This window comes from Pseudoalteromonas amylolytica (assembly GCF_001854605.1).
GTDB classification, from domain to species: Bacteria; Pseudomonadota; Gammaproteobacteria; order Enterobacterales; family Alteromonadaceae; genus Pseudoalteromonas; species Pseudoalteromonas amylolytica.
This window is the reverse complement of record NZ_MKJU01000025.1, coordinates 978910-1002171: the sequence shown is the minus strand read 5'-3', so window position 1 is coordinate 1002171 and position 23262 is coordinate 978910. Positions and strand designations below refer to the sequence as shown.

The following is a 23262-nucleotide window of genomic DNA, read 5'->3' as shown; positions in this document are numbered from 1 at the left end:
TTATTTTTCTCCCTGTTCTACGACTTGTACTGGCATTCCAGGGAAGAAAATACGCGCCATACCTTCAACGATTACCGATTGTTGTGGTTGAAGACCGCTGCGAATTATCCAATAGTTATTGTCATCTATTCTGACCCATTCACCTACTTCAACAGGGGCGGGTAAGGCAACCAGTGCGCCTTGCTCGTTTTTTGTTGCAACGTAAACGAACTTACCAGTACCGTTATCAAGTACCGCGCGTTGAGGTAGTAATACAACATTGTGACGTACCGCGCCTTTTAGTCTTACTCGTACAAATTGGCCGGGTCTAAGTTGTGATTGTGGATTGGCTACTTTGGCTTGTAATTCACTTGTGCCAGTGTAGCGGTTGACTCTTACGTCGGAGAAGTTTACTTTGCCTGTTTGCTCATAGATACTGCTATCTTGTAGCACAATTTCAACGTCGAATTCATTGTTCTCTGGTAATGTTAATCCGCCTGTTTCAACATCTTGACGCATCTTTAATTGTTCGCGCTCAGAAAAGCCAAAGCGCACGCGCATAGTGTGAGTGTCAGTAAGTTCTGTTAATAACACTTCAGGGCCTGAGACATAACTGCCTTCAGAAATAAGCTCACGTCCAATAATACCTGAGACTGGGGCTTTTACTTGCGCGTAATTCAAATTGAGCTTGGCTTCATTGAGCGCAACTTGGGCTGACTCCAAATTAGCTAGGGCAATGTCGTAGCTGGATGCCGCGTTATCAAAGTCACGTTTGGACAATGAACGCTCATTGGTAAGTGTTTCAAAGCGATCGCGTTCTCGTTTAGTCTGGATAACCGCAGCCTCTGCTGCATGAAGTTTCGCTTTGGCTGTTTCAAGCTCAAGTTTAAATGGTTCAAGATCGAGCGTAAAAAGTGATTGGCCCTCTGTTACGGTTTGGCCTTCTTCAAAATTTCTTGATTCAACAATGCCAGACACTCGGGCGCGTATTTCTACTTCCTTGTTACCTGCCAGTGTAGCGGGTAGTTCAATGGTAATTGGTACATTGGTGTTTGTAACAGGGAGTATGCTAACCGCAGCAGGCGGCATGGCGTGAGGCGCTGATTGTGAATTATCTTCTTGGCAGGCAGTAAGTAATAAAAGCGTGCTTGCCATAAGTACGACTGATTTTACACAGCTAGTGAAGTGTGGATACATGTTTACTCCAATTCCTGTAGATGCATTGTAACTCTAACGTTGCAGATAATAATGCTTACTATCTCTGAACTGGCTGTGTTGTGAGTCCACTAGACATGCTCAGAGAAGCGACCTTGCTTTTGCCCACTGACTATACAATATATACCCATAGTAAAGATAAGTGAACGAACTTTTAGAAAGTAAACGATAGTGTATACTTTCTTGATTTGTAGGTAAACGGTTTAGTTTACTTTTTATTTGCCCAGTTTTTCATTAAAATACAGTTAACAGCTCTTATAAAAAGAATATTAGATGACGCAATATTCAGCAAAACAGCAAGATATTCTGAGCGCGGCAATTCAGTTGTTTGCTCAACAAGGTTTATCGGCGACTACAATGGAGCAAGTTTGTAACTCTGCTCAAGTTTCAAAACGTACGTTATACAAACACTTTGCTAACAAAGACGCGCTTTTTGACGCCGTTGTTGACTTATTGATAAAACGCATCGTACCGCTCACTTCAATTCAGTTTATCCCAAACTATGACTTTGCCACACAACTTAAGCATTTAGCGAGAAGTGCGGTGTCGCTACTTAGCGATGACGATTACCTTACTTTGTCACGTATTGTTATCATTGAATCCATGCGCTCAAAAGAACAGGCTCACAACCTAAATATGCGTTTGATGGATTGTGAAAAAGCCATGTTAATATGGTTCGAAGATGCAGCTAATGCACACTGTTTAGGTAACTTTAACGCTGAATTTGCTGCCGCCTTTTTCTGGGGCGGGTTAAAAAAACTGACGTTTTGGGAGCAAGTGATCAAATGGCAAGCGCCACTAGATGAGGCAGCGCTTGACAAGTTGATTGAGCAGGTGTGCTTGTTATTTTGCTCAGGTGTTACTCCACGCCAATAAACCCACCTGTTTGGTGGGCCCACAGCTTGGCATAAATACCGCCCAGTGCAAGTAGTTCACTATGGGTGCCGTGCTCAACGATCTGCCCTTGTTCCATCACGATAAGTTTGTCCATTTGGGCAATCGTTGACAATCGGTGTGCAATAGCAATAACAGTCTTGCCAGCCATGAGTGTATCTAGGCTATCTTGAATGGCAGCCTCAACCTCAGAATCGAGCGCGGAAGTCGCTTCATCCAAAATCAGGATAGGGGCATTTTTTAGCAACACTCGCGCAATCGCAATACGTTGACGCTGGCCACCAGAGAGTTTAACGCCTCGCTCACCCACCTGAGCAGCAAGGCCTTTGTGACCTTTACTGTCTTCTAGGTCCTGAATAAAGTCATAGGCTTGTGCCTGCTTCGCGGCACTAATTAGCTCTTCTTCAGTAGCACTGGGACGTCCATACAAAATATTGTCACGCACGCTTCTATGTAGCAACGAAGTATCTTGAGTGACCATAGCAATATATTGGCGAAGGCTTTCTTGCTTTACTTTAGAAATATCCTGTCCATCAATACATATACAGCCGCTGTCAATATCGTAAAATCTTAGCAGCAAGTTCACTAATGTTGACTTGCCAGCGCCTGAACGCCCAACCACGCCAACCTTTTCTCCGGGCTTAATTGATAAAGAGAGGTTATCAATCACATTGGCTTGGGTATTTTTATCAAGGCGTTTGTAGGCAAAGCAGATATCTTTAAACTCTATCGCACCGGCGCTAAATTCCAGAGTACGTGCCTGTGGCTCATCTTGTATATCAATTGGTTTAGACAACGTGGTAATGCCATCAGAGACAGTGCCGATATTTTCGAATAATCCACTTATCTCCCACATTATCCATTGTGACATTCCATTTAGTCGCAAAGCTAAGCTTACGGTAATGGCAATGGCACCGACTGTAATCGCACTAAGTGACCATAAATATAAAGATAAAGCAGCAACGGAGAATACCAACAGGTAATTTAGCGTTTGCACGCTCACATTGAGACCAGTGGCTAATCTCATTTGCTTGTATACAGGCTGAATAAATACATCCATGCTGTCTTTGGCGTATTGTTCTTCACGTTGTGTATATGAAAAAAGTTTAACGGTAGAAATATTGGCATAACTGTCAACAATACGGCCAGTCATCTCGGAGCGAGCATCAGCTTGAGCGCTAGACACGCGTTTGAGTTTTGGCACAAAGTAAACCTGTACGCCAATATATAAAGCAAACCATACCAGCATGGGTAGCATGAGCCTAATATCCGCCTGTGCAACCAGCGCCATCATCGCAGTAAAGTAGACCATCACATAGACTAGGACATCTAGCAGCTTCATCACACTTTCGCGAACTGCAAGTGCGGTTTGCATAACCTTGGTCGCTATACGGCCTGCAAATTCATCCTGATAGAAGCTCATACTTTGCTTTAATAAGTAGCGGTGAGCTTGCCAGCGTATTGACATAGGATAGTTACCCAGCAGGCTTTGATGCAGAATTGCTGAGTGAAAGAGCACTAAAAGCGGTAACGCAACCACTGTGACTAGCGTCATACTCAAAAGCTCTGAGCTTTTTTGTGCAAACAACTCTGTTGGCGTGTAATTTGATAGCCAATCGACCAAGTCACCCATAAACCCAAATAACATAACCTCAAGAACTGCCAATAAAGCCGCACTCAATGACATTAATACAAGTGGCCACTCCATGCCTTTGGTATAAAAACGGCAAAAAGCATACAGTGAATTAGGAGGCTGGCTGACAAGCGTTTCAGGAAATGGGTTGGTGAAGCGTTCAAAAATCTTGTACATCTGTTCTATCCCTCGTATGTAAGATCCTCATTCTACCAATTACTGGGTAAATATCCAGTATCTATATTTCTTTTTAATCAACGTCCATTCAAGCCAAGGTTTTAGCCATAAAAAAACCGGCCTAGGCCGGTTACAAACAAATACGAATAATTAGTTGCCGTTTTCTTCAGCGTACTTCTTACAAGCTTCTTTGTCTTCACATTCACCGTATAAATAAAGTGAATGGTTTGTCAGCTTAATGCCATTTTGCTTTGCAATCTCATCTTGACGAGTTTCAATGACATCATCTTCAAACTCAACCACTTTGCCACATTTTAAGCAAACAAGGTGGTCATGGTGTGTGGAGCCAGACAGTTCAAATACAGACTTGCCACCTTCGAAATGGTGACGGGTTACTATGCCCGCGTCATCAAATTGGTTTAATACACGGTAAACCGTCGCCAGACCAATTTCTTCCCCTAAATCCAACAGGATTTTGTAAACATCCTCAGCGCTGATATGTTGATTGTCTGGTGATTGTAAGATCTCAAGGATTTTGATCCTCGGAAGGGTTACCTTTAAACCGGCTTTTTTTAACTCTAAGTTGTGATCAGTCATTAAATCTGTCTCAATCTATTTATGTGTATTTATCTTAAGTCATTCGCACGACGCCGCTTAAACTTAAGAATAACTTGCTATGCACCTAAGTGCAAAGCTTGCAATAATTATTAATCCTCAAGCTCAGCCAAGCACATTTCATCATATACTTGAGCGCACCAAGCTTTAACACGTTGTTCAGTTAACTCTGGCTGGCGGTCTTCATCAATACCTAAACCCACAAAGTGAGAGTCATCAACTAGTGCTTTTGATGCTTCAAATTCATAACTTTCAGTAGACCAGTGACCCACAACAATAGCACCTCTTTGTGTAACGATATCGTTAATCATACCCATCGCATCTAAAAAGTACTCTGCATAATCTTCTTGGTCACCACAACCGAAAATAGCTACCAGTTTGCCTTCGAAGTCAACTTCTTCAAGTTCAGGGAAGAAGTCATCCCAGTCACATTGAGCTTCACCGTAATACCATGTAGGAATGCCGAATAAGATCAGATCAAATTCTGCGATTTCTTCTTTACTACTTTTTGCAATGTCTTTGACGTCTACAAGCTTTTTACCTAGCTCTTTTTGTATCATCTTAGCAACATGTTCAGTGTTGCCTGTGTCACTGCCAAAAAATATACCTACGCTTGCCATTTAATGCTTACCTTCTATCTGTTATTCGCTAATTTCTCTTGCAAGATGGTTTCTATTAACGCGCTACGGCTGATATTTTGTTCATCTGCCATGTCACTCAAAGCTTGGTAAAGCTCTGATGAAACTTTAAATTCTACGCGTTTTAATCCTCTTGCACGATCACGTTTAATCTGATTACGCTTGTTGACCTTTAATTGCACTTCTCTTGGAAGTGGGTTGGTTTTAGGCCTGCCGGGGCGTTTTTCATTATCAAATAAGTCAATCGTGGTTCTATCTGTTTCAGATTTTGCCATGTCTAACCAACACCTGCACCTTGCCAAAATACCTGAATTAAGCCTTTAGCAATAAAACCTGAACAGCCCAGAAACAACACTAACCAAACGGTGTATCTACCAAACTTTGGCACATCACCTTTTTTTAGAACATCTTGGATAGCCATTCCTATAAAAAAGAAGATACCCGCTAACGCGAAATACAGCCCTAAGGTTTCAAATTCGTTTATAAACTGACTGACCATGTGCGCTCTACTAAAATCTCAAACGGCGCGTACTATAACATAATCATTTGAGATAAATTAAGTTCGCAACGTAAAAACAACATTATAATTGAAGAAAATCAATTATAGATCTATTTACTGATTGCGGTTTTTCTGCATGGAGCCAGTGACCAGCACCATGGATAACCTTTGCTTTGGCGTTGCTAAAGCTTTGGGTAATGGCATCTTTATGCTCCGGCAGTATATAGTCTGAGTTGTTTCCTTTGATAAATAGAGTATCACACAAACAAGAATGAGTTGCATTTATATTTGCGGTTATTTTGCTATAATTTTTACAGATCGACGTTAAATTAAAACGCCACGCAAGCTTGGAATGTTCATTTTTAGCTAAGCTTTTTAGTAAGAACTGTCTAACACCTAATTCTTCAATATACTGTGCCATGATTTTATCGGCCTCGCTGCGGCTTTGTATTTTGGCATGTGTAAGGGCGTCTTCAACCGCTTGTAAGCCGGCAATGATACTATCATGTCTTGAATGATAGGCTACGGGCGCAATATCTAGAATGGCTAAACGTTCAACACGTTGTTGGTCTATCATGGCTACTTGCATTGCGACTTTTCCACCCATTGAATGGCCAACCAAGTGAGCTTTTTCGATTTGTAGGTGATCCATCAAAGCAATCACATCACTGGCCATTGTCGGATAATCCATCACTTCATGGTGAAATGATAGCCCGTGGTTTCTTAAATCTACATTCGTTACTGTAAAATGTTCAGCCAAGGCTTTAGCAACAATGTTTAGGTTATCTAATGAACCAAATAGACCATGCATAAGGATAACATGGGGCCCTGAGCCTGTTTGGGTGTAGTTAAGTAGCATGTATTCTCCTAAATTTGAGGCATAATTGTGCCAGCGTTAGGCAAAAATGCAAAGCCGTAGAGTAATGAGTGAAATCAGGATATAATCACGCACAGATGCACTAAATTTCAGTAATGACAGGAAAAGCATGAAGAAAATAGAAATAGATGACGAACTTTATCAATACATCGCAAGCAATACCCAAAGTATTGGCGAAAGTGCCTCTCAAATTTTGCGTCGTTTATTAAATCTCTCTGTTGATAGCACTGAGCCTTCAACGCCTATGCCAAGCAGCGAACCTGCCACACAACTAGAACAAAGCGAACAACTACCAGAGGCCGAAGAGCCTGCTCAATCACATGAAAATGTGTTTAATATTTTAAATAAAGAAGAACTTGCGATGCAAAAAGGTGTTGTAGGTCGATTTCTATTTATTCTTTGTGCGCTGCATCGCACTCATAAGAAAAGCTTTCATAAAGTGCTCGACATAAAAGGGCGTGACCGTATTTATTTTGCAAAAAGCAAAGAAGCGTTACTTGAAAGTGGTAGTAGTATGAACCCAAAAAATATTCTCGATAGCGAATATTGGGTGATGACCAACTCAAATACGACTCGTAAGAAAATGATGCTTCATGAAGTGGCGTTGAGCTTAGGCTACACTGAAGCGCAAGCTGAAACTATCCGAGACTACCTATAAGGACATCGTATGGCAATCCACCCAGGCGCTGGCAAACCCGCAGCGCAGTCGCAATTAGCTGATATTCCTAAACTGGTATCCGCTTATTATTTAAATGAGCCTGATTTAGAGCAACACCCAGAGCAATGCGTAGCCTTTGGCACCTCAGGGCATCGAGGCTGTTCATACAACGTGAAGTTTAACGAATCTCATATTTTGGCAATTACTCAAGCGATTTGTGATTATCGTAAAGCCAATGACATTTTCGGTCCGCTGTTTTTAGGTAAAGATACGCACGCATTATCGGAAGCTGCCTTTAACTCTGCAATAGAGGTGTTGGTTGCCAATGAAGTACAAGTCATCACACAAGAAAATGATGACTACACGCCAACGCCAGTAATTAGCCACGCAATAGTATGTCATAACAAAAATAATCCTAATGAATTAGCGGACGGTATTGTTGTTACGCCATCACACAATCCGCCTGAAGATGGTGGTTTTAAATATAATCCGCCCAATGGTGGGCCTGCTGACACCGACGTAACGAATTGGATTGAGAATCGAGCAAATCAGTTGCTGCTTGAAGATCTTGTAGAGGTTGAGCTATTTCCGTTTGCTAAAGCAAGACGTTCGGGTTTTATTAAATATCAAGATCTAATCACCCCTTATGTAGATGACTTAGCAAATATTGTTGATATGCAAGCGATCGCAAAAGCGGGTGTTAAAATAGGTGTCGATCCGCTAGGCGGATCCGGCATTAACTTTTGGCCTGTGATTAGTCAAAAGTATCAGTTAGATCTCACGGTTGTTAACAACCAAGTTGACCCGCGCTTTGCGTTTATGCCGTTAGATAAAGATGGCAAAATTCGCATGGATTGTTCGTCACCGTACGCGATGGCTAATTTGATCGCGCTAAAGGATGATTATGACATTGGTATTGGTAATGACCCTGATTATGACCGCCATGGCATAGTGACCAAAGATGGTTTGATGAACCCGAATCACTTCTTAGCCGTAGCGATAGATTATTTGCTGAATCATAGAAGTTGGCCAAACGATGTAAAAATCGGTAAGACATTAGTCTCGTCAGCCATGATTGATAAAGTTGTTGCTGCAAACAATCATTCAGTTTATGAGGTACCCGTAGGCTTCAAATGGTTTGTTAAAGGTTTGAATAAACAATGGTTAGCGTTTGGTGGTGAAGAAAGCGCAGGGGCGTCATTTTTACGCATGAATGGTGATGTTTGGAACACTGATAAAGACGGTTTCATTCTAGGGTTACTGGCCGCTGAAATTTTGGCTGTAACTGGCAAAACCCCATCTGAGCGATATCAGGAGCTTGAGCAGCAGTTTGGCTCTCCTTTATATAAGCGCATTGATGCGCCAGCTACGGTTGAGCAAAAAGATCGCTTAAAAGCACTAAGCCCAGCAGATGTGACCGCTGATCAGCTAGCAGGCGACAAAATAACTCAAATATTAACAAATGCACCGGGTAATGATGCCGCAATAGGTGGCTTAAAAGTTGTTACCGAAAATGGCTGGTTTGCAGCGCGCCCATCTGGCACAGAAGATATTTACAAAATATATCTTGAGTCATTCAAAGGTGAAGCCCACTTGCAGCAGCTGGAACAAGAGGCTAAAGCACTTGTTGACTCAGTAATCCGTTAAGTTTTACATCATTAAAAGCCATGCTATTGCATGGCTTTTTTGTACCTTTTGAGCAAAGGTAATCACTCTCACATAATAACCAGATCAGGTGACCGTATGTACCTAGAAGAATTAAAACGCACCGGGGACTTTTTAACCCTAACAAGAAACAATGAATTTCATTTACCAGCACAGCAATTTACGTTGTCCAATGGCACCCAAGTGGATGTGATAGATACAGGTGTGATCCAATTTACACCCGCTCAATATGGTCTTAAGGATATCGTGTTATCTAGCGCGATTCATGGTAATGAAACTGCACCAATTGAGATTTGTGATGAGTTAATCCAGAGCATCATCAAAGAGCAGCTAACGCTTAAACATAGAGTGCTGTTTATATTTGGTAATCCGAAGTCTATCAACATCCGTGAGCGCTTCGTTGAAGAGAACTTAAACAGGTTGTTTAATGGCACTCATGCACAAGGTGACATTGAGAATGAAGAACGTAAGCGCGCTGCGAATTTAGAGCGTTATGTTACGGCCTTTTTTACATCCGTCGAAGCGGGGCGTTATCGCTGTCACTATGACTTACACACAGCTATCCGTGGCTCTAAAAATGAGAAGTTTGCAGTTTATCCGTTTTTACACGGGGAACCTTGGAAAAAGTCGCAACTGCAGTTTTTATTAGCCTGTGGTGTAAACACTGTACTGATGATGCGCTCAGCTGCAACTACATTTAGCTATTTCTCATCTCGACAGTTTGGCGCTGATGCATTTACCGTGGAATTAGGTCAAGTTAAACCATTTGGCCAAAACGATATGAGCAGATTTGCCAAAACCAAAGAAACTTTAACTGCATTAATTAGTCAGGATGATATCAATTTTGGGGAATTTAATTCTGGCGATTATGAGCTGTTCCAAGTCCATAGAACGATCAATAGAACGCAAGAAGACTTTACGTTTCCGTTTGCTGATAGTGCCGAAAACTTCACGGGTTTTGCTAAAGGTGAGCTACTGGCTACTGACGGAGAAACTAGGTATCTTGCGGAAGTTGAAGGTGAAGCCATTATTTTCCCAAATGCTAACGTAGCACTAGGACAGCGCGCTTTATTAACGGTAATTCCTATGGAAGTAGATGAGAGGTTTGTTTAATTAGTTGTTTTCAATGTAGTTATCCTTCCGTATCAAAATCTTTCCAAGCATAATTATGCAAATTATGGGTTATTCATCTAGGATTAGTTGAATAACCCTTTACGTTAACGTAAAGTGACACTAGTTTTTATTTAATCGATTTGCAAAAGTTGAACGGATTATTCATACAAAATAAAGCCAATCTATAATTAAAAAATTCATTGTGATTGGTGCCGTTCAGAGTCCGCCTGTGCTTGCACATGCCGCTTTACTTGCAAATGTGTTATGACAACAAGAGAAGGTAGGTTATGACTAACCCCAATAACATATCGTTAAATATCAGCCATGAGTTGAAGTTTATTGATAGCCATGCCCTGGATATTCCAACTTTATCCATATTAGGTGATGACGGTGAAGTACTTCCTGGTGCAACAGCGCCAGATATCGACAAAGAAACTGCGCAACGCCTTTACTCTACAATGCGTTTTATTCGCTTGTTGGATGAGCGTATGCAAGCGGCACAGCGTCAAGGGCGTGTTAGTTTTTACATGCAGTGTTTGGGCGAAGAAGCAGCGATTACAGCCAGTACTGCGGCGCTGAAGCAAGATGATATGATCATGGCTCAGTATCGTGAGCAAGCAGCAATTGCATATCGCGGATTTACCCTTGAGCAGTTCATGAACCAATTGTTCTCAAATGAAAAAGACTTAGGCAAGGGACGTCAAATGCCTGTGCACTACGGGTCTAAAGAGTTGCACTACCTAACGATTTCATCGCCACTAGGCACTCAGATCCCACAAGCGACAGGTTACGCGTACGGTCAGAAACTAAAGCATATCGACAAAGAGACCGGTAAGCTGGCATCAGAAATCGACAACATTACCATTTGTTACTTTGGCGAAGGTGCTGCTTCGGAAGGTGACTTCCACGCAGGCTTAAACATGGCTGCGGTGCACGAAGCCCCCGTTATTTTCTTTGCCCGTAACAATGGTTACGCAATTTCGACACCCGCTGATGAGCAGTTTAAAGGGGATGGTATTGCATCTCGTGGTGTGGGTTATGGCATGAAAACCATCCGTGTTGATGGTGCCGATGCTCTGGCTGTTTACGCGGCTACGCAAGAAGCTCGTAGAATAGCTGTACAGCAAGGTGAACCGGTTTTAGTTGAGTCAATCGCATATCGTTTAGGCGCACACTCAACGTCAGATGACCCGTCGGGCTATCGTAGTAAAGAAGAAGAAGCAGCGTTCAAAGCCAATTGCCCAATCGAACGTTTTAAAAAGTGGCTGTTAAAACAAGGCTGGCTTGACGAAAAAGAAGACGAAGCACAGAAAGAAAAAATCCGTGAAGATATTTTAGCCGCGGTTAAGGTTGCAGAAAAAGTACAAAAACCCGCGCTTGAAGAACTCGTTTCGGATGTTTACGACACGCCAATTCCTTCACTACAAAAGCAGTATGAAGAATTGAAAGAACATATAAAACAGCACCCAGATGCCTATCCAGTGACAGCAGGGAGAATTAAATAATGGCTAAAATGAACATGTTACACGCCATTAACTCGGCGCTTGATATCACCATGAATGAGCACCCGCAAGCGTGTATTTTTGGTGAAGATGTAGGTTATTTTGGTGGTGTATTTCGTGCAACATCAGGCTTGCAAGAAAAATATGGTAAGCATCGTGTATTTAATACGCCATTAACGGAGCAGGGCATCTTAGGTTTCGCCAATGGCTTGGCAGCGTTTGGTGCGCCAGCACTAGCAGAAATCCAATTTGCTGATTATATCTTCCCTGCGTTTGACCAAATCGTGAACGAGTCAGCAAAATTCCGTTATCGCAGTGGTAACGAGTTTAATGTTGGCAACTTAACAATTCGTACCCCATACGGTGGTGGTATTGCAGGTGGTTTGTATCATTCTCAATCACCTGAAGCATATTTTGCTCACACCCCAGGTTTGAAGCTGGTTGTACCGCGTAACCCATATCAGGCTAAAGGTTTGTTGCGCGCGTGTATTAAAGACGATAACCCAGTTATCTTCTTCGAGCCTAAGCGTTTATACCGTGCCTCTGTAGGTGAGGTGCCTGAAGAAGATTACACCATCGAAATCGGCAAAGCCGAAGTGGTTAAAGAAGGTAGCGATGTAACCTTACTTGCGTGGGGTGCGCAAATGGAGATCATTGAACAGGCTGCTGGAAAAGCCGAAGAAGCGGGAATTAGCTGTGAAATCATAGATTTACGCAGTATTTTACCATGGGATGTTGAAACGATTGCAAAATCAGTGGTTAAAACGGGTCGTCTGATCATCAGCCACGAAGCGCCTATCACAAATGGTTTTGGTGCTGAAATAGCAGCGACAATTCAACAAGAATGTTTCTTACACTTAGAGTCGCCAATTGCGCGTGTGTGTGGCCTAGATACGCCTTATCCACTTGCGCTAGAAAAAGAATACGTACCAGATGCACTGAAAGTATTCGCTGCGATTAAAAAGTCTGTAGAGTTTTAAGGATTGGTCATGGCTAAAGAATTTATCTTACCAGATATTGGCGAAGGCATTGTTGAGTGTGAAATTGTCGAGTGGTTAGTTGCAGTAGGCGATGAAGTAAAAGAAGATCAGCCGATTTGTGATGTAATGACCGATAAAGCATTAGTGCAAATTCCTGCGGTACATGATGGTGTGATCACCACATTGCATTATGAAAAAGGTGAAATCGCCAAAGTGCATGAGCCTTTGTTTGCAATGGAAGTTGCGGGTGCTGTGCCTGCCAACGACAGCAACGAAAGTGATAGCAAGGTTGAGCCTGCACAGACTGGTTCATCACAACTTGATGACTTTATTTTGCCTGATATAGGTGAAGGTATTGTTGAGTGTGAGATTGTTGAGTGGCTAGTTGCGGAAGGTGACGAAATTAAAGAAGACCAAGCTGTTTGTGATGTGATGACAGACAAAGCTTTGGTTCAGATCCCAGCAAAACACGATGGCATAGTTGAAAAGCTTTACTATCAAAAAGGTGAAATCGCGAAAGTACACAGTCCGTTATTCCAAATGCGTTTAGCGGGTATGAATGACGCGCCTGCTGAGGCAAAAGTAGAAGTGAAAGCGGCGGCACAAACCGTAAAAGCAACACAACAAAAAAGTGCACCGAAAACACAATTGCCAGCCAATGGAAAAGCGATAGCTTCACCTGCTGTGCGTCGTATGGCTCGTGAACAAGACGTTGATATTAACCAAGTACCAGGGTCAGGTAAAAATGGCCGAGTTTACAAAGAAGATATCAAACGCTTTGTGGATGGTGGTGCTCAAACTGAAACCCCTTCAGCAACTGCGACAACGGCGCGCTCTGTGCAACAGGCAAGTGGTGGTAAGCGTGTTGAGCCAATCCGTGGCATGAAAGCCGCGATGGCGAAGCAAATGGTGGCGTCTGTTTCTACCATCCCGCACTTTACATTTAGTGATGAGATTGATCTGACTGAGATCATCGCACTGCGTAAAGAGCTTAAGGAGCAATACGCAAAAGAGGGCATTAAACTAACGATGATGCCTTTCTTTATCAAAGCACTATCATTAGCTATCAAAGAGTTCCCACTTGTGAACTCTCAGGTCAATGATGAGTGTACAGAAATCACTTACTTTGATGATCACAATATTGGTATGGCGGTTGACTCAAAACTAGGTTTGCTAGTACCAAACATCAAGAGTTGCCAAGCTAAGTCAATTTTAGAAGTCGCTCAAGAGGTTACCCGTTTAACGGATGCTGCAAGGGAAGGGCGTGTATCACCAGATGACTTAAAGGGTGGCACAATCTCAATCTCTAACATTGGTGCAATAGGTGGTACAACTGCAACACCTATCATTAATAAGCCAGAGGTTGCTATTGTTGCACTTGGCAAGCTTCAGCATTTACCGCGTTTTGATGATAAAGGCAATGTGGTTTCACGTGCCATTATGCAAGTAAGCTGGTCAGGCGATCACCGAGTGATTGATGGTGGCACCATAGCTAGATTTAACAATCTATGGAAAGCCTACCTTGAAAACCCTGCAAAAATGATGATGGCGATGAGTTAACCTCGTACGGTTTACCAGTCTAGCATTTATAAACAAAGGGAGCTATTTTTAGCTCCCTTAGTTGTTTAAAGTTGATATAAAAATTACCAGCCAAATGATAGCCATCGCTGTGTTATTTTCGGACCTTTACCCCAAGCTCATAAGGTTAATCACATCGGTCACGAGAGCGGAATTTAAGTGTGGAATTTAAGTGGACATCCACCCCAACTTGATTGGATTAGCAAGGAAGTAAAAACCAAAAAATCGTGGACGAGCCACTCCAACTTGTTCTATCGCAGGTAATAATTACGCTGTAAAACATTCAAATGTAAAATTCAAATCAAATTCTAAGCAAGCAAATAATTTAAGTGGACATCCACCCCAACTTGATTGGATTAGCAAGGAAGTAAAAACCAAAAAATCGTGGACGAGCCACTCCAACTTGTTCTATCGCAGGTAATAATTACGCTGTAAAACATTCAAATGTAAAATTAAAGCTTAGACTGGAATTTAAGTGGACATCCACTCCAACTTGAATGCTGGGGTAGTTTGTCTAAACTTTAATTTCTTCAAAATTCAAATCAAATTCTAAGTTCAAGGAGTGAACGATGGGATTAGCAAGGAAGCGACAAATCAGTTTGTCGGATACTCGATATTATCATTGTGTTTCACGGTGTGTACGCCGTGCATTTTTGTGCGGCGAAGATAAATTCACAGGTAAATCATATGAGCACCGTCGAGGCTGGGTAGAAGATCGTTTACTGTTTTTAGCCCAAGTATTTTGTATTGATGTTTGTGCCTATGCGGTGATGAGCAATCATACCCATGTAGTGTTGTATGTTGATGATAAAAAAGCACAAAGGCTCAATGATAGAGCGGTATTATTACGTTGGCATAAACTGTTTAAAGGCTCTATTCTGAGCCATAAATATCTGCAAGGAGAGCGTTTAGACGAAGGACAGCGGTTCTTTTTAAACAAGGAGATAACAGAATATCGCAATCGTTTGTCGAGTATCAGCTGGTTTATGCGAGTGTTAAATGAGGGTATAGCACGTGCAGCAAATCGAGAAGATAACTGTACAGGCAGGTTCTGGGAAGGGCGCTTTAAATCGCAGGCTTTACTTGATGAAGCAGCATTGATGGCGTGTATGGCGTATGTTGATTTAAACCCAATACGAGCGAAGATAAGCAAAACTCCCGAAGAATCGGCCCACACCAGTATCAAACGACGCTGTGAATATGCACAAGCAGGCAAACAACCCAAGGTACTTGCACGCTTTGCAGGCAGCCCCAGAATACACATGCCCAAAGGCCTACCTTTTGAACTTAAAAGCTACCTAGAACTTGTTGAACTCACAGGGAAATGCATTCGTACCGACAAACGAGGCTACATAGAGCAACACCAAGCACCAATCTTAGAAAGATTGAACATCAAAGCAGAGAATTGGTTAAAACTGACCACCCAATTTGAACAGGTGTTTAAAGGTGCCGTAGGCAAAGAAAGGGCACTAGATATGTATTGTGAACGAGCCACTCTGAAGCGACGACGAAATATCAACAATAGCAAAGCATTACTGGCTTAATTAATAATCACCTTATTGAGAAATATACTTAGATGCTGAAAAGAAAGGGCAGGGAAAGCTGTGTCTAAATAATAGACAAAACGGCTAAACATTCCACACGTGTATCAAAAATCGCGACTAAAGGTGCATAGATTGATAATTTAAGCGGCGTTGGTGAGTTTTTAAGTGATTCTTGCGGTGTACTTTTTTAAAATGGATGTCCGCTTAGTTAAAGGTATCAGGTAAGCAGTCACGCGCGCTTAGGGCGGGGGACTTTACAGAGACAGCCAACTATCGACTGAATCCTAGAACGGGCGAGCTAATGGACTGGATAACCCCACTTGCTGAGGATGTGAAGTTTGAAGAAAACATAATAAATGGGGCGGTGACGGGTGATTACCACGTATACAGTGGTGAACACTATTTAGGGAACGTGAGCAAATCGGGGAGTATGACGGTTAAGCAAAATCATTTTGCGACAACCGAGCAAACCAGCTCAACCAGTGCAATGCACCCAGTGCGTTCGGAGGATACCTTACAAAGCCTTGCTAAAGCATACTATGGTAGTGAAGACTTGTGGTATGTGATAGCGGATGCTAATGGCTTAGGGTTTGGGTCGGAGCTTCAACCTGGCACAACGCTGGAAATTCCAGGAAGAGCCAATGAGTTCAACAGTCATGACGCTTTCTCGCCAATTAATTTAAGTGAAGCGATAGGTGATACAACCCCGGAGATGCCGTATGTACCGCCACCGCCAGCGGGTGGCTGTAATGCACTGGCGTCGATAGTGATGATAGCGGTGGCGGTGGTTGTGACAGGCGGCATTGGTCTGGCGTATAGCGGTCCCTTGAATCCATATGCGGTGGGGGCAATAGCTGGGGCGATGGGTAGTGTAGCGAGTCAAGCGGTAGGAGTAGTTACAGGGACGATAGATGATTTTAATTGGGGCCAAGTAGCGGTAACGGCGATTACGGCAGGGGTTGGACGAGGTATGGGAGCGCAACTTGCTGAGCTGGGTGCAGCTGCAGAAGAAGGTGCCATGATAGCTAACTTTGCAACAAAAGCAGGGAAATTAACAAACTATGGTAGAGCGGCGGTATCTGTAGCCACGAGCCTAGCAGGAGCCGCGACGAGCAAGTTGGTAAACGGACATTCAGGCTTTAGCTGGGCAGATGTAGCTGCAAGGGCGGTGAGTGCGGGAATGGGCGCGCGTTTACCTGGTGAAACACAGGGCTCTGAGTTCGGTCTACAACAGTTTATAAAAGACGTGGGTTATGGTACGTTACGCGAAGGTGTGAGTTATGGAACAAATCGAGTGTTTGGGGGCAATAGAAGTTGGAATAACCGAGAGGTTGCGATAGACGTGTTTGGCAATGCATTAGGAAACTCTATTGTACAGGAAATCAATAAGCAAAATAAACCAACCGAAAAAGAACTAGCTATTGAAGCTGGTAGGAAAGGTCTTTCTAAAGAACAGCTAAATACTTTATCGCAGCGAGCTGAAGCTACAGGAACTAGCTTAGACGAGTTACTGGCAGCTAGAGGAAGTGAACATCTCTATGATGCTACTGATTCGAGGTTTAACTCCAATGATGTATTTGATGTGAGTCAATCTTATACATTACTGGCTGAGCAAAAATATTCTTATAGTGACTTAAGTCTGTGGGATAAATCGAAAGTTCTTGGTGGGCTTCTTATTGATGATGTAAAAGCCGTCTCTGCTGATATTTGGGAGAATAAGGAGTTGTATGGCGAGTACTTTATGGATGATTTACGAAGTGGAGTTATAAGAGATAGAATAATTACAGCCGCTAAGGCCGAATTAGAAATAGTTGGAGGTGCAGCTCAGATTGCAACAGGTTTGCTTGCAAAGAACTTACCTCTGGGTAATAAAATGAGAACAGGGCTATTAGCGCATGGGCTAGGTAATTTCTCTAGTGGTGTAGGTAATTTATCTGATGCAATTTATGGTGGTGATAGAGATTATCACTTCACGAAAAACGTGTATAAGAGTACTGCTGAATTTTTAGGCTTTGATCCACAGTGGGGTGAAAATGCTTTCTATGGAGTCGACCTTGCTATGGGAGCGACGTTACTTGCTCAACCAACTATACAGACAGGTACTGTAACAATTCAGAGTAGTGGACATGTACCTATACAAATTCAAACGGTTAGGGATGCTCCTGCCATACAAGCTATGCCTGTTCCAATGGTTGTACATGATTCGTATCAGATTTATGGTGCATATGACTCTATTTTGACGGAGCCTAAAAAGTGATAGAAATTATTTTATTTTTGGCTCTGTCACTTTTTAGGTGGGGTTGGTTATATGCAATTTTATGTAAATCGAGAAATCAAAGAACCAAAGCTATTAGAATTGATATAGCAGTTTTGTTGGTTCAAGTTTTTATTGGATTTTCTTTGGAAAGATCTGATTCACTGTTAGCTGGTTTTGGTTTTATTTTAGTACTTATTACTATGTTCGAGAGTATGTGCTTCAGGAATAAAACATAGGTGGGCTTGTTTATCGGCTATCGTCATTCGATAGCCGATGCCTTTGGCAATGCGTTGGGGAATTCGATTGTATCAGGGTTAAGTAAGTCTCCAAAATCAGAAAATAACACTACTACGAGTCCAAAACGCTCTGGTCAAACGCAGCCTATTGGTAAAACAGGTGGAGCACCTGCTTCACAAGGCGCAGTAGATATTAATCCAGAAAATGCACTTGATAAGTGGAATAGGCTCGAAGCATCAGGTGAGCTTGATAACCTGTCAGATAATGATTATTACAATTTAGCAACCGCCGCAAACTCAATTGAGAATGCGACACGCCCAATCACATCGTTTGATAGATTCAATCGTTTGGTTAATCACTCAAACATGATTAGGCAGCAGTTAAACAGTGATTTAGCAACGAAAGCACAAAGCGTGCAACGTACTCAATCACTTATAGCCAGCAATCAAGCTTGGATTGATAGAAACACCACGACAATGGGTAGAGTGCCGCAAGGCTTTGACCTTGAAAGCTCGTTGATAGGTTCGATTGATTGGCAGGATATGAGTCAGGCTTATGCACCGGGGCCATGGCGTGAAGAGTATGTGTTTGGATCGGAGCTGAGTAATGCGAAAAACCAATCACCTTTTGATGTTCTTTCCAAAACAGCAACAGGAACCGGAGTAGGAGCTACAATATCAACCGCAATACCGGGATCATTTAGGGTAACGAATGGTTATCAGGGCGTGGTAAGTCCTAAGTACTATGCGAGTGGATGGATTGGCGGTAGTCGAGCTGGGATTACAACTTATAATGTCGGTAACTTAGCTAGTAGCATTGGTGACTTCGCATTTGTCGCTGGAACAGGGAACGATATTTATGGCGTTTATAATCATTACACGGACAAAACAGCGAGCTTTAAAGTTACCACTGCAAAAGCAAGTGTAAACTTTGGTGTCGGTGCTATTTCGTTATTGAACCCTGTCGTAGGGGTTCTCTATGGAGGAACTGAATTATTGTACCCCGGCGGTGCAGCCCAAGCTCTGACGGACTCAGGTAATTTGGTTGAAAAAAATCAAAAGATACTTGGTCCTACTTTTCGATTAAATGGCCGTGGTGGAAACTAATGAATATTGGTTTAAGTGTATATAAGTATGTTTATTATTGTTTCTACTGTTTCTTTAGGAGTACTCAATGGGTTACGTTTGGTTGGAGCGAGAAAAGCCAGTATGCCCGAGCTTCATGGTTATTGGGAATGTGTGAAACATGGCTCATAGGTGGAGTGGTTGCCCTAATCAGTTCAATTTTTCACTTTGATTTAAGAATAGGAAATCCATTGTTAGTGGCTCTGGTCCCGACCATTGTATTAGTGGCAATACATTTTCATTGTTTCCATAAAGACGGGAATGCAAAAAAAATTGTTGAATCGTACGATCAACTATCAACGAAAGGCAACCGAGTAGGGAAGCTAGCAGTTTTTATAGTAATCCTATTAAGTGGTTGGTTTGTAGTTGAAAGTTTTAGTTTGTATGGAGAAAGCGTAAAAAGATAATTTTGATGGCTAGCTCTAGTAGCTAGCCGATGCCTTTGGCAATGCGTTGGGGAATGGGATTGTTAGTGGGTTGAGTAGCACACCAAAATCAACAAATAACGCTACGACAAGTCCAACGCGCTCAGGTAATACACAATCTGTTGGTACGACGAGAGGAGCACCTGCTTCACAAGGCGCAGTGGATATTAATCCAGAAAATGCCCTTGAGAGATGGAATAGACTAGAAGCGTCAGGAGGGCTTGATAGCTTATCTGATGATGCATATTACAGCCTAGCAACCGCCGCAAATTCAATTGAAAATGCGACACGCCCAATTACATCGTTTGATCAAAAATCGTGGACAGCCACCCCAACTTGGCAGGTATATGGCTAACGGGGGCCATTGGTATTTCGGTCGCTTATAGCCGATATGAGATTGCGATTGTTTTGAGCTTAGTCGGGAATATGGTTTTTCCGCTATTAGGGCGTTTTAAAGGAAAATTAAGTGAGCAGCACAGTGTGAAATGAATTCATCTATGCTTTAACCTGTTATCTGTCATTCGGTTTCAAAAATATGATTATTCTGAAAAGATTAGCCTACACCTATAGAGAAGTGTTAAATAGTATCGCGTTTTACCCTAGTTTGTTATCGACAGCAGCGTTATTGCTGGCTGTAGCTTCTATCTCTATCGAAAATTTGGCAATTATCAAACAGGTGAAAGAACATCTCTCTTTTGTTCTTGTAGAAGAACCCAATAATGCTCGTACGATACTGAGCGTATTAATAGGCAGCATCATCTCATTAGCAGTATTCAGTTTTTCTATGGTCATGATTGTACTTAACACTGCTAGCAGTAACCTGTCACCGAGGATGCTTCCAGGCATTATTACAAAGAACTCACATCAACTTGTCTTAGGTGTATACCTTGGAAGCATTATCTATTCAACAATCGTATTGATCAATGTCGATAAGATAGATATAGAACTCTATGGCAGTAAAGTTCCTTCATTAGGGGTGTTTTGCGCCTTAATATTAGGGTTAATGTCGCTGATATTTTTTGTTTTTTTTATCCACTCGATCTCAAAGGAGATTCAGGTTGACCATGTTCTCAACACGCTTTTTAAGAATACAATGGAAGCGCTTGAAGATTTAATAGAACAGCAGCAAGAATGTAACAACCCGAGTGATGAGCAATTACAAGGGTGGCATGAGATAAAAAGTGTTGTTGAAGGCTACTACAAAGGCATAAAAATTAATAAGCTAAAGAAAATTTTGGAAAAGGAAAGTCTTGTTATTTATGTCTCGGTTAAGCAGGGATATTTTACAGTTAAAGGCTATCCTTTTTTGCGTTGTAATAGATCGCTAAAAGGAAACCCCGATTTAGAAAAGCAAATATTGGATTGTTTTATTTTCTATATTGAAGAGTTCATCAGCGACCACTATAGCTACGGACTGAAACAAATATCTGAGATTGCGGTTAAAGCGATGAGTCCCGGTATTAACGATCCAGGCACCGCAGTGAAAGCAATAGATATGATGAGTATATTACTGATAAAACGCATGTCGCTGGCAGAAGTGGATTGCATTTTGTTAGACCAAGATTCAGAGCCGCTATTGTTTCTTCACGAAGTAAAGTTTGAGGAATTATTGCATGATAACTTTTCTCCAATTAGACATTACGCCAAAAGCGATGCGCTAGTCATGCTAAATGTACTTGAAGCGCTGAAGAATATTCTCTTTGTTGCACGTGAAAATGACAAAATGAGTCAGCAAATATTCTCCTATTTAGATGGTGTTATATACGATTTAAATCGGAATATTCACAATCCCTATGATAGAAGTTTACTAAGAGAGATGCTGCTTTCAATAGTACATATAAATAATTCTCATGAAAATGATATATTACATAAATTCTAATAAGTGCATATCTTTAGTTTTTACAATGTAGGATATAAGCACTTCTAAGGTAGCATCGTAAAAACGCTTCGAGCTATCGAAGTCATTTGCACCGATCATAATGTAGCTATACATTTTATTCTCCTTGAAAAACACCGGTTTTCACTTTGCTACACAGCGGTAAATCATGGACACATATGGACGCTCAGCCGTCGTCAAACAATACTCACAAATCGAGGTGGCTTTTGGTCGCCTCATGTCGTTTTTATCTAATCTATCTTACTTAAAGTATTTACCAGTTGTGCAATAACAAGCTGCTCTGACACTGTCAGCGCCTCTAATGAGCTTTGAACCTACATTCCCACCCACTCGGGCTAGTTTGCCCTTGACCACTACAACCAAACGGGTAGAGGTTAAGTGTCATCATTACTAAGGTTTTGGCAGACTTTACGACATTGAGATGGTTGAGTAATTAAATGGCGCCAACATAATGATGTTGGCCCTTAAATGCTTAAAGCGTTGTGACAATGTGTTGTACAATTGACTGTTTGATTTTTGGCGCGGTTTGTTGGCTAAACCCGTGGCCTGTGGCATAGGTGTCATGCACTACTGGGTAGGCAAATTCTTTGCTATTTAAGTATTGTTCTATATCTTTTGCCATTTGATACGATGGCCAGACTTGGTCTTTCTGCGCAGAGATCATCAGTAGCGGGCCATTGATTTGTTCAAATTTGAACTGTGACTGCGCCACATTTTGTTTATTCTGCAATGACACGCTAAAGCGCTCCAGTAAATTGGCTTTGTTATCAAGTACTAAGGCCAGAGCTGGAATGTCTTTGCCTTGGTAGGTCCACGCTGACTTTGCTTGTGTTAATCCGTTCCATGCAACTTTACTGGGTGTGGTAACCACTATTGACTTGATACGTTTATCAAGCGTAGCCATTAAAAACGCAGCTTCAGATCCTCTTGAGCCACTGACAACGCCAATTCTGTTAGCATCTATTTTTGAGTGGGATGCAAGATAATCAATGGCATGAATAAAATACTCTATGGGGATTTGATCAAGTGTCTTGGCAATCCCTGGTGAATCAAAAAACGCAAGTCCAAGCACGGCAACACCGTGAGGTGCAATCATTTCACCGTTAGCTCTACCAGCGCTGAGTCCACCTTCTGAACCGCCAAAGGCGATGACTGCTGGGAGTTTATTTTGTGCTTCAGGTAGGTATAGCTCAGCTACTAAGTTTTTATATTGGACTTTTTCAATCGCGTAGTCAGCGCTTTTAGCGAAGGCTTTTACGAACAAAAATGGGGTAAGTAGTAAAATGGTAAATATTTTACGCATTATAAGTCCTTTTAAAGTTTGAGTTTTGGGTAAACTTAAATCCAAGTTTTTATTATCTTACAACGAGCTGTAACTAACAACTATACACAGTAGCGTAAAAACAACACCAAAGGTGTAAGAAAAAATTGCGTACCAGCGGGGGATTGTGACCTTAAACTCATTATCTTTTTGCCTCGCGGCTAATATAAACCCATATGCCCAGCCGATTAGATTATGAGTGATGTACAGAGTCGGCACCAAAACCTGTACTGCAGACAGCGGTAATTTGAATAGGGCAGTAATACTAATTACCATCCAGGTAAACTCAATCAACGATGTGATGATGGCGACTCTGTTGATTGGGACTGAGGCGGTATTAAGAATGTAGCGGGCTTCATAAATAACTACTAAGCCAATCAATATACTTAAGTCGAGGTATAAATTGAGCATTACTTTACGCCTGTATATTTAAC

The 23262-nt window shown here is 42.0% G+C and carries 22 protein-coding genes; 12 read left to right on the top strand and 10 right to left on the bottom strand.

All coding sequences use genetic code 11. The features are described 5' to 3' along the window. Positions 1-1176, bottom strand: a complete 1176-nt coding sequence (locus tag BET10_RS10800; protein ID WP_070985554.1) for an efflux RND transporter periplasmic adaptor subunit — start codon at positions 1174-1176, stop codon at positions 1-3. A 291-nt stretch (positions 1177-1467) separates the two neighbouring features. Here BET10_RS10800 and BET10_RS10795 point away from each other — a divergent pair, with 291 nt between their 5' ends. After that, positions 1468-2070 carry a TetR/AcrR family transcriptional regulator gene (locus tag BET10_RS10795; RefSeq protein ID WP_070985553.1) on the top strand — a complete coding sequence of 201 codons (603 nt, stop codon included), beginning with the start codon at positions 1468-1470 and terminating at the stop codon, positions 2068-2070. Here the strand turns inward: BET10_RS10795 and BET10_RS10790 are convergent. The 6 genes from BET10_RS10790 to BET10_RS10765 form a co-directional block, all read right to left on the bottom strand. Next, entirely contained in the window at positions 2054-3898 is a 1845-nt protein-coding gene (locus BET10_RS10790) for an ABC transporter ATP-binding protein (RefSeq protein ID WP_070985552.1), read from the bottom strand. The two genes, BET10_RS10795 and BET10_RS10790, sit on opposite strands and share 17 nt — an antisense overlap. 150 nt (positions 3899-4048) lie before the next feature. Further along, positions 4049-4495: a ferric iron uptake transcriptional regulator gene (gene fur, locus BET10_RS10785; RefSeq protein ID WP_070985551.1), complete on the bottom strand. Its 447-nt coding sequence runs from the start codon at positions 4493-4495 to the stop codon at positions 4049-4051. Positions 4496-4605: 110 nt separating this feature from the next. Beyond that, positions 4606-5133, bottom strand: a complete 528-nt coding sequence (gene fldA, locus BET10_RS10780; RefSeq protein ID WP_070985550.1) for a flavodoxin FldA — start codon at positions 5131-5133, stop codon at positions 4606-4608. Positions 5134-5147: 14 nt separating this feature from the next. Then, positions 5148-5426, bottom strand: a complete 279-nt coding sequence (gene ybfE / locus BET10_RS10775) for a LexA regulated protein (protein WP_070985549.1) — start codon at positions 5424-5426, stop codon at positions 5148-5150. Between the two features lie 2 nt (positions 5427-5428). Then, on the bottom strand, positions 5429-5650 hold the full coding sequence (locus BET10_RS10770) for a DUF2788 domain-containing protein (RefSeq protein WP_070985548.1): 222 nt from the start codon (positions 5648-5650) through the stop codon (positions 5429-5431). An 82-nt stretch (positions 5651-5732) separates the two neighbouring features. Then, complete coding sequence (locus BET10_RS10765; protein ID WP_070985547.1) at positions 5733-6509, bottom strand: alpha/beta fold hydrolase; 777 nt, start codon at positions 6507-6509, stop codon at positions 5733-5735. Between the two features lie 127 nt (positions 6510-6636). Here BET10_RS10765 and seqA point away from each other — a divergent pair, with 127 nt between their 5' ends. The 11 genes from seqA (at position 6637) to BET10_RS10700 (ending at position 21489) form a co-directional block, all read left to right on the top strand. After that, on the top strand, positions 6637-7185 hold the full coding sequence (gene seqA, locus BET10_RS10760; RefSeq protein ID WP_070985546.1) for a replication initiation negative regulator SeqA: 549 nt from the start codon (positions 6637-6639) through the stop codon (positions 7183-7185). Between the two features lie 9 nt (positions 7186-7194). Continuing rightward, positions 7195-8832 carry a phosphoglucomutase (alpha-D-glucose-1,6-bisphosphate-dependent) gene (gene pgm, locus BET10_RS10755; RefSeq protein ID WP_070985545.1) on the top strand — a complete coding sequence of 546 codons (1638 nt, stop codon included), beginning with the start codon at positions 7195-7197 and terminating at the stop codon, positions 8830-8832. A gap of 96 nt (positions 8833-8928) precedes the next feature. After that, positions 8929-9963 carry a succinylglutamate desuccinylase gene (gene astE, locus BET10_RS10750; protein WP_070985544.1) on the top strand — a complete coding sequence of 345 codons (1035 nt, stop codon included), beginning with the start codon at positions 8929-8931 and terminating at the stop codon, positions 9961-9963. A 287-nt stretch (positions 9964-10250) separates the two neighbouring features. Next, positions 10251-11468 carry a thiamine pyrophosphate-dependent dehydrogenase E1 component subunit alpha gene (locus BET10_RS10745; protein ID WP_070985543.1) on the top strand — a complete coding sequence of 406 codons (1218 nt, stop codon included), beginning with the start codon at positions 10251-10253 and terminating at the stop codon, positions 11466-11468. Then, the gene (locus BET10_RS10740) at positions 11468-12445 is read left to right on the top strand and encodes an alpha-ketoacid dehydrogenase subunit beta (protein ID WP_070985542.1); all 978 of its coding nucleotides are present in this window, start codon (positions 11468-11470) and stop codon (positions 12443-12445) included. Before BET10_RS10745 ends, BET10_RS10740 begins: the two co-directional genes overlap by 1 nt. Before the next feature lie 9 nt (positions 12446-12454). Further along, the gene (locus BET10_RS10735) at positions 12455-14005 is read left to right on the top strand and encodes a dihydrolipoyllysine-residue acetyltransferase (RefSeq protein ID WP_070985541.1); all 1551 of its coding nucleotides are present in this window, start codon (positions 12455-12457) and stop codon (positions 14003-14005) included. 587 nt (positions 14006-14592) lie between these two features. After that, a complete protein-coding gene (locus BET10_RS10730; protein ID WP_070985540.1) occupies positions 14593-15567 on the top strand; it encodes a transposase in 975 nt (324 codons plus the stop codon). A 301-nt stretch (positions 15568-15868) separates the two neighbouring features. Beyond that, positions 15869-17824 (top strand): DUF4225 domain-containing protein, encoded by a 1956-nt coding sequence (locus tag BET10_RS10725; RefSeq protein WP_070985539.1) that lies wholly within the window; start codon positions 15869-15871, stop codon positions 17822-17824. A 236-nt stretch (positions 17825-18060) separates the two neighbouring features. Then, entirely contained in the window at positions 18061-19167 is a 1107-nt protein-coding gene (locus BET10_RS10715) for a hypothetical protein (protein WP_070985537.1), read from the top strand. Positions 19168-19662: 495 nt separating this feature from the next. Then, positions 19663-19965, top strand: coding sequence for a hypothetical protein (locus tag BET10_RS21810; RefSeq protein ID WP_240503670.1), 303 nt, complete (start codon positions 19663-19665; stop codon positions 19963-19965). 180 nt (positions 19966-20145) lie between these two features. Continuing rightward, the gene (locus BET10_RS10700) at positions 20146-21489 is read left to right on the top strand and encodes a DUF2254 domain-containing protein (RefSeq protein ID WP_070985534.1); all 1344 of its coding nucleotides are present in this window, start codon (positions 20146-20148) and stop codon (positions 21487-21489) included. Here BET10_RS10700 and BET10_RS21985 read toward each other — a convergent pair. The 3 genes from BET10_RS21985 to BET10_RS10690 form a co-directional block, all read right to left on the bottom strand. Further along, positions 21475-21603, bottom strand: a complete 129-nt coding sequence (locus tag BET10_RS21985) for a hypothetical protein (RefSeq protein WP_276204885.1) — start codon at positions 21601-21603, stop codon at positions 21475-21477. The two genes, BET10_RS10700 and BET10_RS21985, sit on opposite strands and share 15 nt — an antisense overlap. 376 nt (positions 21604-21979) lie before the next feature. Continuing rightward, the gene (locus BET10_RS10695; RefSeq protein WP_070985533.1) at positions 21980-22810 is read right to left on the bottom strand and encodes an acyl-CoA thioester hydrolase/BAAT C-terminal domain-containing protein; all 831 of its coding nucleotides are present in this window, start codon (positions 22808-22810) and stop codon (positions 21980-21982) included. Positions 22811-22867: 57 nt separating this feature from the next. Further along, positions 22868-23239 carry a hypothetical protein gene (locus tag BET10_RS10690; protein ID WP_070985532.1) on the bottom strand — a complete coding sequence of 124 codons (372 nt, stop codon included), beginning with the start codon at positions 23237-23239 and terminating at the stop codon, positions 22868-22870. Positions 23240-23262 lie beyond the last annotated feature (23 nt).

Coding starts and splice junctions, on each gene's coding strand:
- BET10_RS10800 (WP_070985554.1), bottom strand. CDS start 1,176: ATGTATCCACACTTCACTAGCTGTGTAAAATCAGTCGTACTTATGGCA.
- BET10_RS10795 (WP_070985553.1), top strand. CDS start 1,468: ATGACGCAATATTCAGCAAAACAGCAAGATATTCTGAGCGCGGCAATT.
- BET10_RS10790 (WP_070985552.1), bottom strand. CDS start 3,898: ATGTACAAGATTTTTGAACGCTTCACCAACCCATTTCCTGAAACGCTT.
- fur (WP_070985551.1), bottom strand. CDS start 4,495: ATGACTGATCACAACTTAGAGTTAAAAAAAGCCGGTTTAAAGGTAACC.
- fldA (WP_070985550.1), bottom strand. CDS start 5,133: ATGGCAAGCGTAGGTATATTTTTTGGCAGTGACACAGGCAACACTGAA.
- ybfE (WP_070985549.1), bottom strand. CDS start 5,426: ATGGCAAAATCTGAAACAGATAGAACCACGATTGACTTATTTGATAAT.
- BET10_RS10770 (WP_070985548.1), bottom strand. CDS start 5,650: ATGGTCAGTCAGTTTATAAACGAATTTGAAACCTTAGGGCTGTATTTC.
- BET10_RS10765 (WP_070985547.1), bottom strand. CDS start 6,509: ATGCTACTTAACTACACCCAAACAGGCTCAGGGCCCCATGTTATCCTT.
- seqA (WP_070985546.1), top strand. CDS start 6,637: ATGAAGAAAATAGAAATAGATGACGAACTTTATCAATACATCGCAAGC.
- pgm (WP_070985545.1), top strand. CDS start 7,195: ATGGCAATCCACCCAGGCGCTGGCAAACCCGCAGCGCAGTCGCAATTA.
- astE (WP_070985544.1), top strand. CDS start 8,929: ATGTACCTAGAAGAATTAAAACGCACCGGGGACTTTTTAACCCTAACA.
- BET10_RS10745 (WP_070985543.1), top strand. CDS start 10,251: ATGACTAACCCCAATAACATATCGTTAAATATCAGCCATGAGTTGAAG.
- BET10_RS10740 (WP_070985542.1), top strand. CDS start 11,468: ATGGCTAAAATGAACATGTTACACGCCATTAACTCGGCGCTTGATATC.
- BET10_RS10735 (WP_070985541.1), top strand. CDS start 12,455: ATGGCTAAAGAATTTATCTTACCAGATATTGGCGAAGGCATTGTTGAG.
- BET10_RS10730 (WP_070985540.1), top strand. CDS start 14,593: ATGGGATTAGCAAGGAAGCGACAAATCAGTTTGTCGGATACTCGATAT.
- BET10_RS10725 (WP_070985539.1), top strand. CDS start 15,869: ATGGACTGGATAACCCCACTTGCTGAGGATGTGAAGTTTGAAGAAAAC.
- BET10_RS10700 (WP_070985534.1), top strand. CDS start 20,146: ATGATTATTCTGAAAAGATTAGCCTACACCTATAGAGAAGTGTTAAAT.
- BET10_RS21985 (WP_276204885.1), bottom strand. CDS start 21,603: ATGTATAGCTACATTATGATCGGTGCAAATGACTTCGATAGCTCGAAG.
- BET10_RS10695 (WP_070985533.1), bottom strand. CDS start 22,810: ATGCGTAAAATATTTACCATTTTACTACTTACCCCATTTTTGTTCGTA.
- BET10_RS10690 (WP_070985532.1), bottom strand. CDS start 23,239: ATGCTCAATTTATACCTCGACTTAAGTATATTGATTGGCTTAGTAGTT.